This window comes from Cytobacillus sp. BC1816, assembly GCF_051353635.1.
In the GTDB taxonomy this organism is placed as follows: Bacteria; Bacillota; Bacilli; order Bacillales; family Cytobacillaceae; genus Cytobacillus; species Cytobacillus oceanisediminis_C.
The window spans coordinates 816,289-829,389 of record NZ_CP195611.1; the positions used below are offsets into that span (position 1 = coordinate 816,289).

General features: G+C 41.5%; 16 protein-coding genes. 12 read left to right on the plus strand and 4 right to left on the minus strand.

Going from position 1 to position 13,101, the window contains the following annotated elements; translation table 11 throughout:
* The first annotated feature begins 8 nt into the window (after positions 1 to 8).
* From ACR42H_RS04395 to ACR42H_RS04450, 12 genes are all read left to right on the plus strand, one after another.
* The gene (locus tag ACR42H_RS04395; protein WP_436374848.1) at positions 9 to 584 is read left to right on the plus strand and encodes a bifunctional transcriptional activator/DNA repair enzyme AdaA; all 576 of its coding nucleotides are present in this window, start codon (positions 9 to 11) and stop codon (positions 582 to 584) included.
* Positions 574 to 1,071 (plus strand): methylated-DNA--[protein]-cysteine S-methyltransferase, encoded by a 498-nt coding sequence (locus ACR42H_RS04400; protein ID WP_113882907.1) that lies wholly within the window; start codon positions 574 to 576, stop codon positions 1,069 to 1,071. Before ACR42H_RS04395 ends, ACR42H_RS04400 begins: the two co-directional genes overlap by 11 nt.
* A gap of 311 nt (positions 1,072 to 1,382) precedes the next feature.
* Complete coding sequence (locus ACR42H_RS04405; RefSeq protein WP_113882908.1) at positions 1,383 to 1,811, plus strand: DUF4181 domain-containing protein; 429 nt, start codon at positions 1,383 to 1,385, stop codon at positions 1,809 to 1,811.
* Between the two features lie 432 nt (positions 1,812 to 2,243).
* A complete protein-coding gene (locus tag ACR42H_RS04410) occupies positions 2,244 to 2,936 on the plus strand; it encodes an AraC family transcriptional regulator (RefSeq protein WP_436374849.1) in 693 nt (230 codons plus the stop codon).
* Positions 2,937 to 3,028: 92 nt separating this feature from the next.
* Positions 3,029 to 3,928: an EamA family transporter gene (locus tag ACR42H_RS04415; protein WP_436374850.1), complete on the plus strand. Its 900-nt coding sequence runs from the start codon at positions 3,029 to 3,031 to the stop codon at positions 3,926 to 3,928.
* A 129-nt stretch (positions 3,929 to 4,057) separates the two neighbouring features.
* Positions 4,058 to 4,447, plus strand: a complete 390-nt coding sequence (locus ACR42H_RS04420) for a hypothetical protein (RefSeq protein ID WP_436374851.1) — start codon at positions 4,058 to 4,060, stop codon at positions 4,445 to 4,447.
* A gap of 39 nt (positions 4,448 to 4,486) precedes the next feature.
* A complete protein-coding gene (locus ACR42H_RS04425; protein ID WP_436374852.1) occupies positions 4,487 to 5,740 on the plus strand; it encodes a multidrug effflux MFS transporter in 1,254 nt (417 codons plus the stop codon).
* A 51-nt stretch (positions 5,741 to 5,791) separates the two neighbouring features.
* Positions 5,792 to 6,277 (plus strand): nitroreductase family protein, encoded by a 486-nt coding sequence (locus ACR42H_RS04430; protein WP_436374853.1) that lies wholly within the window; start codon positions 5,792 to 5,794, stop codon positions 6,275 to 6,277.
* A 100-nt stretch (positions 6,278 to 6,377) separates the two neighbouring features.
* On the plus strand, positions 6,378 to 6,719 hold the full coding sequence (locus tag ACR42H_RS04435) for a hypothetical protein (protein WP_436374854.1): 342 nt from the start codon (positions 6,378 to 6,380) through the stop codon (positions 6,717 to 6,719).
* A gap of 63 nt (positions 6,720 to 6,782) precedes the next feature.
* The gene (locus ACR42H_RS04440) at positions 6,783 to 7,262 is read left to right on the plus strand and encodes a hypothetical protein (protein WP_436374855.1); all 480 of its coding nucleotides are present in this window, start codon (positions 6,783 to 6,785) and stop codon (positions 7,260 to 7,262) included.
* Between the two features lie 129 nt (positions 7,263 to 7,391).
* On the plus strand, positions 7,392 to 8,066 hold the full coding sequence (locus tag ACR42H_RS04445; RefSeq protein ID WP_436374856.1) for a response regulator transcription factor: 675 nt from the start codon (positions 7,392 to 7,394) through the stop codon (positions 8,064 to 8,066).
* A complete protein-coding gene (locus ACR42H_RS04450) occupies positions 8,063 to 9,058 on the plus strand; it encodes a sensor histidine kinase (RefSeq protein ID WP_436374857.1) in 996 nt (331 codons plus the stop codon). Before ACR42H_RS04445 ends, ACR42H_RS04450 begins: the two co-directional genes overlap by 4 nt.
* 6 nt (positions 9,059 to 9,064) lie before the next feature.
* On the opposite strand, the gene ACR42H_RS04455 is transcribed toward ACR42H_RS04450, so the two are convergent.
* From ACR42H_RS04455 to ACR42H_RS04470, 4 genes are all read right to left on the minus strand, one after another.
* Positions 9,065 to 11,020: an FtsX-like permease family protein gene (locus ACR42H_RS04455; RefSeq protein WP_436374858.1), complete on the minus strand. Its 1,956-nt coding sequence runs from the start codon at positions 11,018 to 11,020 to the stop codon at positions 9,065 to 9,067.
* Positions 11,017 to 11,763, minus strand: a complete 747-nt coding sequence (locus tag ACR42H_RS04460) for an ABC transporter ATP-binding protein (RefSeq protein ID WP_113882918.1) — start codon at positions 11,761 to 11,763, stop codon at positions 11,017 to 11,019. The genes ACR42H_RS04455 and ACR42H_RS04460 overlap by 4 nt, the downstream gene beginning before the upstream one ends.
* Before the next feature lie 495 nt (positions 11,764 to 12,258).
* Positions 12,259 to 12,711 (minus strand): hypothetical protein, encoded by a 453-nt coding sequence (locus ACR42H_RS04465; RefSeq protein WP_113882919.1) that lies wholly within the window; start codon positions 12,709 to 12,711, stop codon positions 12,259 to 12,261.
* 121 nt (positions 12,712 to 12,832) lie between these two features.
* Positions 12,833 to 12,991, minus strand: a complete 159-nt coding sequence (locus ACR42H_RS04470) for a Spo0E family sporulation regulatory protein-aspartic acid phosphatase (RefSeq protein ID WP_113882920.1) — start codon at positions 12,989 to 12,991, stop codon at positions 12,833 to 12,835.
* Positions 12,992 to 13,101: the final 110 nt, after the last annotated feature.

Consider the following 13,101-nt stretch of genomic DNA (forward strand, 5'->3'; position numbering starts at 1 on the left):
GAGCGCAGGTGGCTTATGAACAGATTCCAGAAGAATATTGGAACGCGATAAAGGATTGCGACAAAACCTATGATGATCTCTTTCTTTATGGCGTTAAAACGACAGGGATATTCTGCAGGCCATCGTGCCGGTCGAGAGTCCCGAATATCGGTAATGTCGCTATTTTTCGAAATGCCGCTCAAGCAGTGGCGGAAAATTTCAGGCCGTGCAAGCGATGCAAACCGGAAGGCCTCAGCCTGCCTGCAGAAGAATGGGTAAAACAAATAACCGGGTGGATCGATCAGCATTATAATGACCCGATTACACTGCATCAATTGGGAGACCTGTTTCATGGAAGTCCCTATCATTTGCAGCGGGTGTTCAAACGGGTCACCGGGAAGTCGCCCACAGAGTATATTCAGGCTATCCGGCTCGAAAAAGCCGTTGATATGCTGGAGTCCGGGGAGCAATCGATAGCCGATGTTGGTGCGTCAGCAGGATTCCCCAGCACCCCTTATTTTATCTCTTTATTCAAAAAGAAGCTTGGCACAACACCTGCAGCATATAGAAACAAAACAAGGGAGGAGCGGAATAATGAACATTGAATGGGCGAACCTGCAGGAAGATGAATGGAACCTGTATCTGGCTAAAACAGAAAAAGGTATCTGCTATATAGGCTCTGACCCGGAGTTTGAGGATTTTGAAAGGTCGCTGAAAAAATATATCCCAGCTGCAGTGCTTGTGGAAAATAAAGCAGCACTGCAGCCATACATGGTGGAATTACAGGAATTTCTTCTTGGGAAAAGACAAGTTTTTTCAATGGACCTGGATGTGAAAGGCACTCCGTTTCAAGAGGAAGTCTGGGAGGCATTAGCTCAGATTCCTTACGGTAATACTGTCTCCTATTCGGACATCGCAGAGAAAATAAACAGGCCGCAGGCAGTCCGGGCAGCAGGGAAAGCAATCGGTGCCAATCCGCTGTTAATCGCGGTCCCATGTCATCGTGTCATTGGTAAAAATGGTGCGATAACCGGCTATCGCGGGGGCATAGAAATGAAGCAGACTCTGCTTGAATTGGAGAAACAAGGCTGAAGAGATGGTCCTCTTCGGCTTTTATTAATTCGTGTTCAGTCGTTCGGAATTTAATATACAACATGATGCGAAACAGGATAAGGAGTAAACAGAGTGCCCGAGTCCGAAGTGGGGGCTGATTCGGACAGGTAAGTAGGAATCCGAGGTCTTGAGCCCGAACTAGGCATTCCGCTTATATTTCCAGTCTCCAGAGACAACCTGAAAAAAAGCAGTCAATAAAAAAAGGCAAAGGGAACTTTTTCCTCCCGCAATCCGTAGAACAGATTAGATAACGCATTATTTCTGTTTTCAAAGGCGGAGGTGGGAAAAGGATGTATGTAGTTGATCCAATGGCCTGGCCGAAGTTAGTTCTTTTAATAGCTATTGTTGTAACGTTAATCTATTTCTTCGAAATGGGTTTAAGAAAATGGCTGAAAGTGGAGAAGAGAACATTTTTTTCTTATAACCATGTCAATGATAAGCATAAAAAATTGGATTGGACCATTCGGATTTCCTTTTTAATTATCCTCTTGATCGGAGGCGGGATTAACCTTGGGAGAGACCCGCTGGAATGGCTATGGTTTTTGGAACCGTGGTTTCTGCTGATCGTTTTAATCGTTACAACCGAAACGGCCCGAGCTTTTATGGAGTGGAAATATGACGAAAATCGCAAGGCTTTTGTTGTGACCCTTTGCCAGCTGGTTTTTACTTTACTATTGATATTGACAGTTCTTAAGACTGATTTTTTCTGGATGCTATAGGTTGATTTAGCTGTCAAACAGGCGGCTAGGCACTCAAAGTGGCTTTACGGTACCGGTTTTGTATGGCTGCCGGAAAATTCCCGGCAGTCCTTTTATTTTTTAGTGTTTAACTTCTTTTTCGAAAAGCATTTGAAATCTGTAACTTAATAATGCAAAGGCATAATACATAATAAATAAGCCTATCGAATTTGATTTTAACTTATAATGGCCAATCTTTTGAAACAGTGCACTCAAGGGAAAAGCGAATAATAGGTCCAGATTAGATTGCTTAAGGCATAGAGCGAGAATATTACATATATAAAATGAATACCCACAGGTTAATCGTGAATAATGGCCATCCGGATTTTTTATTCCCGATCTGTTATCCAATCTTTAATCCCTCATAGTTTCGGATTATAATAAACTAAAGCATGATCAGGGGGGGGGAGTAAAATGCAAAGCATCACCTGCGAAAAAAGATCCTATTCCAGAGAGTTTCATTCGCACCAGCATGAGTTTGGCCAGTTTCTTTTCCCATTGCAGGGCTCACTGGATATCCAGACGAAATGGCAGGAGATTAAGCTTGACCCCGAGTATTGTTTTTTCCTTCCGCAGGGGGTTGATCATAACTATCGGTCGATGGACAGGAATGAATTTTTGGTCCTGGATATCCCGACGGCCTATTTGCCGGAAGAGTCTAGCAGTATGTACATTCAACTGGATCAGCAATGGTCTTCGATCCGTTATTTGCTGCTGGAAGAGGCGGAGAATCAGGGAAATACATCTTCTCTGGCAGATTTGACCAGGTATGTGGCCAGTAAACTGCAAATCGCCAAGCCCCCGTCGATTGATTATATTCATAGGCATTTTAAGGAGTCCATCCGATTAGAGACTTTAGCGCAAATCGAACATTACCATCCAGCCTATTATTCCGCATGGTTTAAGAAGAAAACCGGGAGAAGCCCAAAAGCCTACATATCTGATCTTCGTTTGAAAGAGGCGAAGCATTTATTAAAGTCAACCTCCTGGTCCATGTCGGTGATCAGCGGAGAATTAGGCTTTGAAAATTCCTCCTCTTTTACCAGGTGGTTCAACCGCTGTGAAGGGGTAGCACCACAAAAGTACAGGATCCTTAAGAATGGATAAAAGGGATATTAAACTAGGTAAAGAAAATTCTGAGGGGATTTTCTAAGATAAGTTTAATGATTCCTTTTATCTTTTTTTATTGAGGTGAGAACATGAGTGTTAAAATAGCTCCGTTTTATATATTGCTTGCCGGAGTGTTCTGGGGGACCACGGGTACCACACAGGCATTTGCGCCGGAAAACGCACACCCGATTGCCATCGGGGCTGCCCGTCTGGCGGCAGGCGGCTTATTTTTATTATGCATGGTTCTGCTGGCGGGGAAGCTGGACCTGAAAAATTGGCCTATTAAGAACACCCTGATGGCCTCAACTTGTATGGCGCTTTACCAGCCATTGTTCTTTTCAGCGGTCACTCTTACAGGGGTGGCCATTGGGACCGTGACAGCGATCGGGAGTGCGCCGATCTTATCGGGTTTTCTTGAATGGCTTTATTTGAAAAAACGACCGACTGCCATTTGGTGGTGTTCTACCTTCCTGTCCATTTTGGGCTGTGTTTTGCTTTTCATGAACAAAAATTCGGTTCATATGGACCCGATTGGCCTATTAATGGCATTAGGGGCTGGTTTAACATTTGCAGGCTATACGCTTGTCAGCAGGGACCTGGTTGAAAACTATTCATCCTTGTCAGTAGTGGCAGTTGTTTTCACCTTAAGCGCCATCTTTCTATCTCCATTCTTATTTATTTTTGATATGTCCTGGCTTGGGAGTGTTCGGGGTTTGACTGTCAGCCTGCACCTGGGGATTCTGGCTACGGGAATTGCCTATTTCCTTTTTTCAAAAGGGCTTGTCCATGTTTCCTCTTCAACGGCTGTCACACTTGCGCTGGCGGAGCCTTTAACAGCCGCACTATTAGGGGTTTTCGTATTGGGTGAATCGTTAAACATGACCTCCTGGTTAGGGATCCTTCTCTTACTGCTTGGAATTGGCGTATTAATAGGGTCTTCAAAAAGTTCTGAAAGAGATCTTGAGCCTGGGGTGGTTCAGAAACATTGATAGTCATATAGAAAGCCTAATTTCTCTCGAAGAAATCAGGCTTTCTTTTTTTGTAGAACAAAAAAGATTGCATTGTGAATTGAAATTCTTTATTATTTTTTGTAGAACAAAAAATAATCCGGAGGGTTTATGAAAGAACAAACCTTTACATCATTCGAACAATATGAAGAGTTTCTTAAAAACAAGATGATTCATAAAGCGAAAAAGAAGGGCCTGGAAGGTGAGGGTCTTGCAGAATATCTGAAAAAACATGAAAAGGATGCTGCGCGCATTTGGAAGGAAAATGATCTTCAGAAATGGCTGGAAAAAGACGGGTATGTGACTATAGCCGTTTGGAGGGATGAAACAGGGCAGCGGAAAATTGGCAGGGGGCGGCCAAAGAAGCCTGAAGGCCAAAAACTTAAGCATTCCATCCATGTCAGGCTGGATGAAGAAATGTTCAAAAAGCTGAATCATTTCTGCCAGGAAAAAAAGGTGGATGTTTCAGAAGCCATACGGATTCTTATCCATAACCTTTGAGCTTAAAGTTCAAAATTCATAGAAAAGGAAGGAAAATCGATGAATGATTCTTTAGAAAGTATTAGAAATGCCCCAGGTGCACATTCCAAGTCAAGGCGATTATGGATGGCGATCGTGCTTGGTACTTTAGCCGCGTTTGCCCCGTTATCCATCGACATGTATTTGCCGGCTCTGCCTGATATCGCAAATGATCTGCATACGAATCCGTCACTGGTCCAGCTAAGTTTAACATTTTTCCTGCTCGGCCTATCCTTAGGCCAGCTGCTTGCAGGCCCGCTCAGTGATGTCCGCGGACGCCGGAAGCCTCTTCTTATCGGGTTATTAATTTATTTTGCCGTTTCTCTCTTGTGCGCCTTTAGTCATTCCATCTGGGGTTTGATTGTGCTGAGGTTTATTCAGGGCCTGGCCGGGGCAGCCGGGATTGTCATCTCCCGTGCTATTGTCCGGGATCTATACTCAGGCACTGAGCTGACCAAATTTTTCTCTCTGCTCGCTTTAGTGAATGGCGTGGCCCCCATACTTGCTCCAATACTTGGCGGCCAGCTATTGCGGATTGCTCCCTGGCAGGGAGTGTTTATCGTTTTGAGTGTAATCGGCTTGGTGATGTTTCTTGTCGTACTATTCGGTCTGCCAGAAACGCTGCCAGATGATTCCCGTTCACTGGGCGGCATAAAAAACACATTAACGACATTTCAGCAGCTCTTATTGGATCGAAGTTTCATAGGGTATGCATTGTCGCAAGGCCTGGTGTTTGCTGCCATGTTTGCGTATATATCCGGCTCACCCTTCGTCCTACAGAACATTTATGGGGCCTCCCCGCAGATGTTTAGTCTGATATTTGCCATCAACGGTCTTGGAATCATCATTTTCAGTCAAATCACGGGAAGACTGGCGGGGAGGATCAGTGAAAGGAAGCTATTTACGGCTGGCATATGCATCTCTTTCATTGGGGCTATTACTCTGTTAATCATGCTTCTTTTAGATGCAGGCTTGTACGCTATTCTGACACCGTTATTCTTTGTTGTTTCAAGTATTGGGATGGTGAGTACTTCAGGCTTCTCGCTTGCCATGCAAAATCAGGGTAAGTCTGCAGGGAGTGCCTCCGCATTACTGGGGGTACTATCCTTAATCTTTGGGGGATGTGTGGCTCCCCTTGTCGGCTTAGGAGACAGCCCGGCCATATCGATGGGGATTGTCATAGCTTGTGCAAGTACCGGGGCTGTATTGTCCTATATGTTCCTGGCAGCCCGGCCCAGTGGGAAATCCATTGATAATGAGAAAGCTGCCATGTAAATAACCTATTAATCTAGTAAAGTGAGTTATGAAGGAAAGGGGAAATTAACAGTGGATATACAGAAAATAATCACGACTCGCCGCAACATAAAAAAATTCAAATCTGATAGAGTAGAGCACAGTCTAATCACATCCTGGCTGGAGGCTGCAACCATGGCACCCAACCATAAAATGACGGAGCCATGGGAAGTATTATTTGTTGGTCCGGAAACAAGGGCTAAGCTGAATCACAAAACCGATTTCTGCCAGGCACCAGTCGTGCTGGCCATCCTATCCAAGCATGGAGCAACCGACCTGGAACGAAATGAGAACATGGCTGCAGTATCATGTTTTATCCAGAACTTTATGCTGATGGCATGGGAATCAGGAGTGGGGACATTCTGGTCTTCCCTGGGGGTTTCAGCTGCAGCAAGAACTGCTTTAAATGTCCCGGATGACTGCGATGTAGTTGGTATTTTAGGGGTAGGCTTTCCTGAGGAGGTACCTGAAGCGAAGGAGCGTACACCGATTGAAAGGAAAATAAAGCATTTATCATAAGTATTTTTATAGGGCGCCTATCCAATGGATGGCGCTTTTTTTTGTTAGAATATGGTATGATTTTGAAGTAATAGATTTATATCTTACCAGAGGGGTTCATATGATGATCTTTCAGGCAATTATCATCATTTTAATATGGGAGATTCCGATTTTCCTTTTTATAAAAACTTATAAAAAAATGGACAAAAAGGAACAGCAGGATGCTAAAGAAGAGTTGAAAAACCCTTCATTTCTCCTGATTTTTGGAGGCGGCTGCATTGGTTTTCAAGTCTTTATTACCGGCAGCGTTTCAGAAATCAAAATCATTCAGCATATAGGTGCAGGCTTAGTGTTCATCGGCTTTGTTTCAGGATGTATGGCCGCTTTCAGACAGAGACAGGTTATAAAGGGCCTGGCCTTAATGATTGTGGGGATAATTGGCGCAATTATTTATATTATCTAGGCAGAGGTGATGAGTATGACAAGAATGACGAGAGAGATTTCTTATATATTGCTAATTCTACCCATGTTACTAACAGCTTGTACTCAAACCCCTGACTTCGAGCCATATGATGGAAGGGCATTAAGGATTGCGGTCGTTGGAGACCCGCCAGATGTGAATGCAGAGCAAGTGAAGTTTAATGAAATTTCTTTTGATGAACTTACAAATGAGGAATTGAGCTCTTATGATGCAGTTATAATGACGGAAAACAATCTTCCTAAAGCTGCTGAAGCCAAATATGCAGATACATATACAGATTCGTCCATTCCATTCTTTTTTATATCAGCCAGCAGTCATATCCCGTTTACTGTTAATGACATAGAATATAATGATTCATGGAAATGGGAAGTTGGTAAAAGCTATGCTGTGGGAGTACTTAAATCGAAAAAAAATGACACATTTCATCGTTGGGGGTATGGGTTGTATAATGACGAATTGACTGATGAATCTATTCGTGATGTGTATTCGAGAATTCTTAAGACAATTGATGAGCTCAATCACTAATGTGTAAATGGATCATTTCAATTTCAGATATACTATATAGAATAATAGTGACAGCCATAGCCCGAAAGACTTAAGAAATTTGTGCCATAAAGAATGACGAGACCATTATTCCAGTAAAGAGGGATATTTATGTATAGAATCATGATGATTGAAGACGATGAAAAAATAAGACGGATTGTCGCTGATACACTAAAAAAATGGCAATATGATGTGGTGGAGGTGACCCAATTTGAACAGGTGCTGACGGAATTCGAGCAGACAAGTCCACACCTGATTTTATTAGATATCAATCTTCCCGTTTTTGATGGATACTACTGGTGCCAGCAAATACGCTCTGTTTCAAAAGTGCCGATCATTTTCCTTTCCTCCAGAAATCAGAATATGGATATAATAATGGCCATTAATATGGGCGGGGATGATTTTATCCAGAAGCCCTTTGATTTGGATATCCTTCTCGCGAAAATCAGTGCGCTTATCCGCCGGAAGTATACATATCAGGAAGAGGAGAATATCCGTTTTATCCATCGCGGCCTGAAATTAAATGTAACCAATTCGACGATTGAATTTAATGGACAAAGCAATGAGCTAAGCCGGAATGAATTCATCCTTTTGCAATTGATGATGCGGAATATCGGGAAAATCGTCTCGAGGGATGACTTAATGCAGGCACTATGGAATGAGGAACAGTTTGTCGATGATAATACCCTTACTGTGAATGTGAATCGGATGCGAAGGAAAATTGCAGCAATTGGACTAGAGGACTTCATTGTCACTCGGAAAGGGTTAGGGTATTTAATTGAATGAACTTCCTTAGCTTTCTATCTTATGAAAAACCCTATATAGTCCTCTATCTGATCAGTTTCCTGATTTCTGCAGCGATATTTTTTACTGATATCAATGGCAGCCTGGCATGGGGGACATTCCTTTATGCATTCGCCTTATCTTCAATTGTGTTAATCGGGTTTTTATTATACCGGTACCAGCAAAATCTGCGTGTGATCCGGCAATTGGAAGGGGAGGGTTATGATAGCCTGTCTCTGGAAGGAGAATTCGCTAAAACACACATCGATGAGCTGAAGCGTGAACATATCCGTGAAATGAATCGGATTCAGGACAGGCAGAAGGATCATTACGATTTTATCGTCTCCTGGTTCCATGAAATAAAAACACCAATTGCCGTTCTTCGCCTGCTGCAGCAAACCGATATGGACGCCGGCAGTTTAAGAGAAGAAATCACAAAAATTGAAAATTATGTTGATCAAGCACTCTATTACGCTAAACTAGACAGCTTTAATCAAGATTACGATATCCAGAAATGTGATATTATCAAGATTCTTAAGGATATTGTAAAGTCCCACTCAAAAACCTTTATTTCAAAAAATATCCGCATTCACATTCAGGCAGATATGCTGGAGGTCCAAAGTGATCCTAAATGGCTCCGGTTCATCGTCAATCAGCTTCTGACAAACAGTTTGAAATATACAGAATCCGGCGGAGAGATCACCATTTCCATATCGGAAACCCCACAAGAAAAACAGCTCTTGATTCGGGATAATGGGATTGGCATCAGCCAGAAAGATCTTCCGAGAGTATTTAATCGCGGTTTTACCGGAGAAACAGGGCGATTGTATTCGAAGTCGACCGGAATGGGTTTATATTTAGCCCAGCAGTTAAGCAACAAGTTAGGGCATTACATTAGCTGTACGTCGAATGTGAGAGAGTACACCCTATTTATCGTTCACTTCCCGCTTGATAGCGATCCGTTTTTAATAATGAAAAAAACACACGATGAGTAGAGTAACTCATCGTGTGTTTTTTTCGCTGACAATTCTGTAGTAAATAGATACGGAGGAAACGTAAAAAATTAGATACGTTAACACATATAATCCCATGACCGAAAAAATAATGGTCGTTAAAGAAGGCAAATCTTTTATGACCAGGATGACTGTGTAATATAAAAGGAACCAGCTGTGCAGCAGCCCCAGCAGGAGCGGCGGCAAAAATACGAACAGCAATTGTTTTCGGATAATCTTTTTCATTTCTTTGCCGTCAACACCGATTTTTCGTAAAATGGCGTAGTGTTCCCGCTCTTCTGTAGCTTCTCGCAGTTGTTTAAAGTAAATGACACTCCCTAAAGCAAACAATGCAATAACGGCAAAAAAGGCAACCGAGAACAAGATTAAAGAAGACGACTCCGTATCAACGGAATACATATCAATATAGGCCGAATAATAGGCTCCATCTGTTTTCATAACGAGGTCGTATATTTCTCGAGATACATCATTTGATGTTTTGGGATCTTCGATATGATAAATTTCAAATGAAGAAAGGGTGCGATGTTCCTTTAAGCTCTCAAATGCTTCGTCTGAAATAATGAGTACAGAAGGCTGGGGCTTTGTATTGCCGCCAGGACTTGTTGGGATGCTTAACAGCGGATATCGTATTTTTTCGACTACCCGAAATGTATTGTCTTCCAAAACGGTCATTTTAGGCTGCGAACTTTTATATTTTTCCGGTTCATCAATTCCTCTTGTTAATACAATTGCTTCTTCACCTTCTAAATCTGCTTTTTCACCAGCTTTGCGCAAATCAACAATTGCATTTAATTGGGACTCCGGAAAAAGGTAAAACTCTTCGGTGTAATATTCGGGATGGCTAAAAAATGCGTTTCTATTCTGGATTTTTTCTGTTTGTATGCCCGTAATTGTTTCATGATCAATGATTGGATGTGAGTCATTCATCAGCTGTTCAATTTGTCTTTGAGTTTCATCATCCTGGGACGAAAAGGCAATATGGTTTGGGAATTCTTTTTTCACAACCTCACCTTTAACAGCGTAATCCACAGCAATAAATCCGACTGTAAAGATGACAATCGCACTAATCAGTGAATTGAATGTAAAATTGACTGTATTTCCTCGAATAGAAAAACGGAGAGAGGATATCCATAACATCTTACTGCCAATAAAATAGTTTTTTCTTTGACTCAGCTCTTGTAATATCCAGCCGGAAAATTGGCGGAAAAATAAATACGTACCGGCAATCAGAGCCACTGTTACAGCTGCTAATGTTTCTTTGAAATGATCTTTCCAGATGTCCGTATCTCCTATGGTAATCATATAGTAAGACCCGGCAATCAATATAATAGACAATAACGCCAGGCCAAAAGAAAAAGTAAACGGTTTATCCATCTTTTCATTTGCATGAAATAATTCCACTAACTGGACACGCCGGACGTTAAAATAACTTTGAATTGTAATGATGATGATTAATAAGGCAAATAACAGAACTGTTGATACAATCGCTTCTAATGGAAAAGCAAAAGAAATATCCTCATTGTAGCGCATTAAGTTCATTAATACCGCACCGAAAAACTTAGATAGCAATCCGCCGATTAAGATACCGCTGAAAACCGAAATGGCGCTCAAGAATAATGTTTCAAAGAAGACCATTGCAGCAACTTGTCTTTCCTTCATTCCGTAAAGTAAATACATGCCGAATTCTTTTTTTCGCTGCTTCATGAAAAAGGAGTTCGCGTACAAAATAAAGAAGACAATAAACAAAAAGACAATCACCGAAGCAAGGGAAATCACCATTTTGTAGTTTTCTTTATTTTGAATGGCTGCGACTACATCTTTGTTAAACATTAAACCAGAAAAGGTAAAGTAAATGACAACCCCGACAAACATGGAAATGAAATAAATGGTATACAAACGGAAGTTCCGCTTCATGTTCCTCCATGATAAATCTAATAAGTTCATCGCCGGTCACTTCCTATAGCACTTTGGATCGTCAGGATACGGTCAAAGAATTCCTTTTCAGTCTGCTCGCCTTTAAACATCTCATTGACGATTTTTCCGTCACGAAGGAAAACTACGCGCTGGCAGTAGCTGGCTGCATACGGATCATGAGTAATCATCAGAACGGTTGTCTTGAATGTTACATTGAGTAATTGAATTTGTTCCAGCAGCTGGGTAGCAGATCGGGAATCGAGTGCACCCGTTGGTTCATCAGCAAATACAATTGCGGGGCTGGTAATAATCGCCCGCGCGGCAGCCGTGCGCTGTTTCTGACCGCCGGAAATTTCAGAAGGATATTGATGTAAAATTGTTTCAATATTTAGGGCATCAATTAATTTCGCTAATCGCTTTTCCATTTCTGCAACAGGTGTTTTTTGCAGCGAGAGCGGGAGGAGGATATTCTCCTTCACCGTTAAGGTATCCAGTAAATTATAGTCTTGAAAAATAAATCCCATTCTTTTTTGGCGGAACTCCCGCAGGGCTTTCTTTTTCATATCTAAAAGGGAATTTCCCTCAATCCAAACATTTCCCCCGCTAAAGGAATCAATGGTTGATAGGGTATTCATTAACGTCGTTTTTCCAGAGCCGGAGGGACCCATAATGGCAGTGAATTCCCCGCGTTCAACAGTCAAATCAATATTTTTTAAGACCTGTGTTTTTCCATAAGATTTCGATAGGTTTTTTGTTTGTATCATTTTGGTCATGGTTTCGACCTCCTTCACTGCCATACTATACCGGCTATTTCTCCTGTGAACCATCGATGTAACAGAATGTAAAGTGACACTTTTGTCATATTGAGGGAAGAATCGGATAAACGTGTCCATTAAAAAAATAAGGCTCTTTTCTTACAAAATGGTATTTTTCGCCTATCAATGTTGTCCGTTGATTTCCGCTCCAGGCTGTTCGCTTTCAGCGGAGTTTCCTCTACGCTCCGCGGAAAGCGGGGTCTCACCTGTCCCGCTACTTCCGCAGGACGTTGAATAAGCTTCTTCGGAAAAAATGCGATAGCATTTTCGAGGATCTCCCACCTTCGCTGCAATCAGCTCAGCATATAATATACAAAATGTAACACACCTTGCGAAACAGCCTAAAATTAAGAAAAACAAGCAGTTCACATTGAGTGTGTGAACTGCTTGTTTTTGCATTGAGTTGTATATGCATTTTTTGAGATATTGTTTCTTCGCTTGTCCTTTTCCTTTTTATTGCTGATTCCTTTCTTTCCTTAAAAAACGAAAATGCCAACGCATATAAAGGCAGGCTCCAATATAATAGAGGGCTGACCACCATACATGCCAGCCCTTATATACTATGTAGCCAAAGTAACTGGATAAGACTTCGTAACATACAGAAAAACTGACCCAAAACAAAAGGTAAGGCAAAAATTTCTTCCTGGGTTTAGGCATGAAGTTTACATATAGGATTCCGAATGTTGCCGGCAAGGTGATTTCAATAAACAAATCAAATGGCTGGGGACCTGGATCCATTAAGTCGTATAGGTCTAAAACATGGCCAACAATTAAATCTGCAAGAAGCACATTTAAAGTGACAGCCAGCCAGGTTGTGTAAAGCTCCTGCCGGGTTAATTTTAACGGAATAATGAAAAGCAATATGGAGTTGATAGCAAGCGTTGTAATTGTAAAGATATAGACCATTCATATTCTCCGGGTTTTTATAGATTTATTTCTTATCTATCTTGCCCTCTTTTAGAAATTTATCTGCTTATTTGGCGGTGAAGTTAGATTCTATTAAAAGTATGTCTCTATGATATTTTTCCTATTTACATTTGGACTGGAACATAAAGATAAGTCCATCCAATATCTGACTATTTTTTATGGTCTCAGGATGCTCTAATCCTTTCTTTATTCCAGTTTCAATAAGTGTTTTTCTAGTAAAGTGGATTTTTTTTCTAAGTTCACGGCAGAAATGACACATTAGTTTGCTCCTTTAAATAATAAAAGTCCAGGAACTATTATTGCAAATAAAGGAAACGTATTGAATAATTTCGACAAAACTTGTCTCTAACTGACAAAAAAATTATGAAT

What these genes read in the sequence shown, in the direction of transcription:
- ACR42H_RS04400 (WP_113882907.1), top strand. Translation starts at nt 574, where the DNA reads ATGAACATTGAATGGGCGAACCTGCAGGAAGATGAATGGAACCTGTAT.
- ACR42H_RS04405 (WP_113882908.1), top strand. Translation starts at nt 1,383, where the DNA reads ATGTATGTAGTTGATCCAATGGCCTGGCCGAAGTTAGTTCTTTTAATA.
- ACR42H_RS04410 (WP_436374849.1), top strand. Translation starts at nt 2,244, where the DNA reads ATGCAAAGCATCACCTGCGAAAAAAGATCCTATTCCAGAGAGTTTCAT.
- ACR42H_RS04415 (WP_436374850.1), top strand. Translation starts at nt 3,029, where the DNA reads ATGAGTGTTAAAATAGCTCCGTTTTATATATTGCTTGCCGGAGTGTTC.
- ACR42H_RS04420 (WP_436374851.1), top strand. Translation starts at nt 4,058, where the DNA reads ATGAAAGAACAAACCTTTACATCATTCGAACAATATGAAGAGTTTCTT.
- ACR42H_RS04425 (WP_436374852.1), top strand. Translation starts at nt 4,487, where the DNA reads ATGAATGATTCTTTAGAAAGTATTAGAAATGCCCCAGGTGCACATTCC.
- ACR42H_RS04435 (WP_436374854.1), top strand. Translation starts at nt 6,378, where the DNA reads ATGATGATCTTTCAGGCAATTATCATCATTTTAATATGGGAGATTCCG.
- ACR42H_RS04440 (WP_436374855.1), top strand. Translation starts at nt 6,783, where the DNA reads ATGTTACTAACAGCTTGTACTCAAACCCCTGACTTCGAGCCATATGAT.
- ACR42H_RS04445 (WP_436374856.1), top strand. Translation starts at nt 7,392, where the DNA reads ATGTATAGAATCATGATGATTGAAGACGATGAAAAAATAAGACGGATT.
- ACR42H_RS04450 (WP_436374857.1), top strand. Translation starts at nt 8,063, where the DNA reads ATGAACTTCCTTAGCTTTCTATCTTATGAAAAACCCTATATAGTCCTC.
- ACR42H_RS04455 (WP_436374858.1), bottom strand. Translation starts at nt 11,020, where the DNA reads ATGAACTTATTAGATTTATCATGGAGGAACATGAAGCGGAACTTCCGT.
- ACR42H_RS04460 (WP_113882918.1), bottom strand. Translation starts at nt 11,763, where the DNA reads ATGACCAAAATGATACAAACAAAAAACCTATCGAAATCTTATGGAAAA.
- ACR42H_RS04465 (WP_113882919.1), bottom strand. Translation starts at nt 12,711, where the DNA reads ATGGTCTATATCTTTACAATTACAACGCTTGCTATCAACTCCATATTG.
- ACR42H_RS04470 (WP_113882920.1), bottom strand. Translation starts at nt 12,991, where the DNA reads ATGTGTCATTTCTGCCGTGAACTTAGAAAAAAAATCCACTTTACTAGA.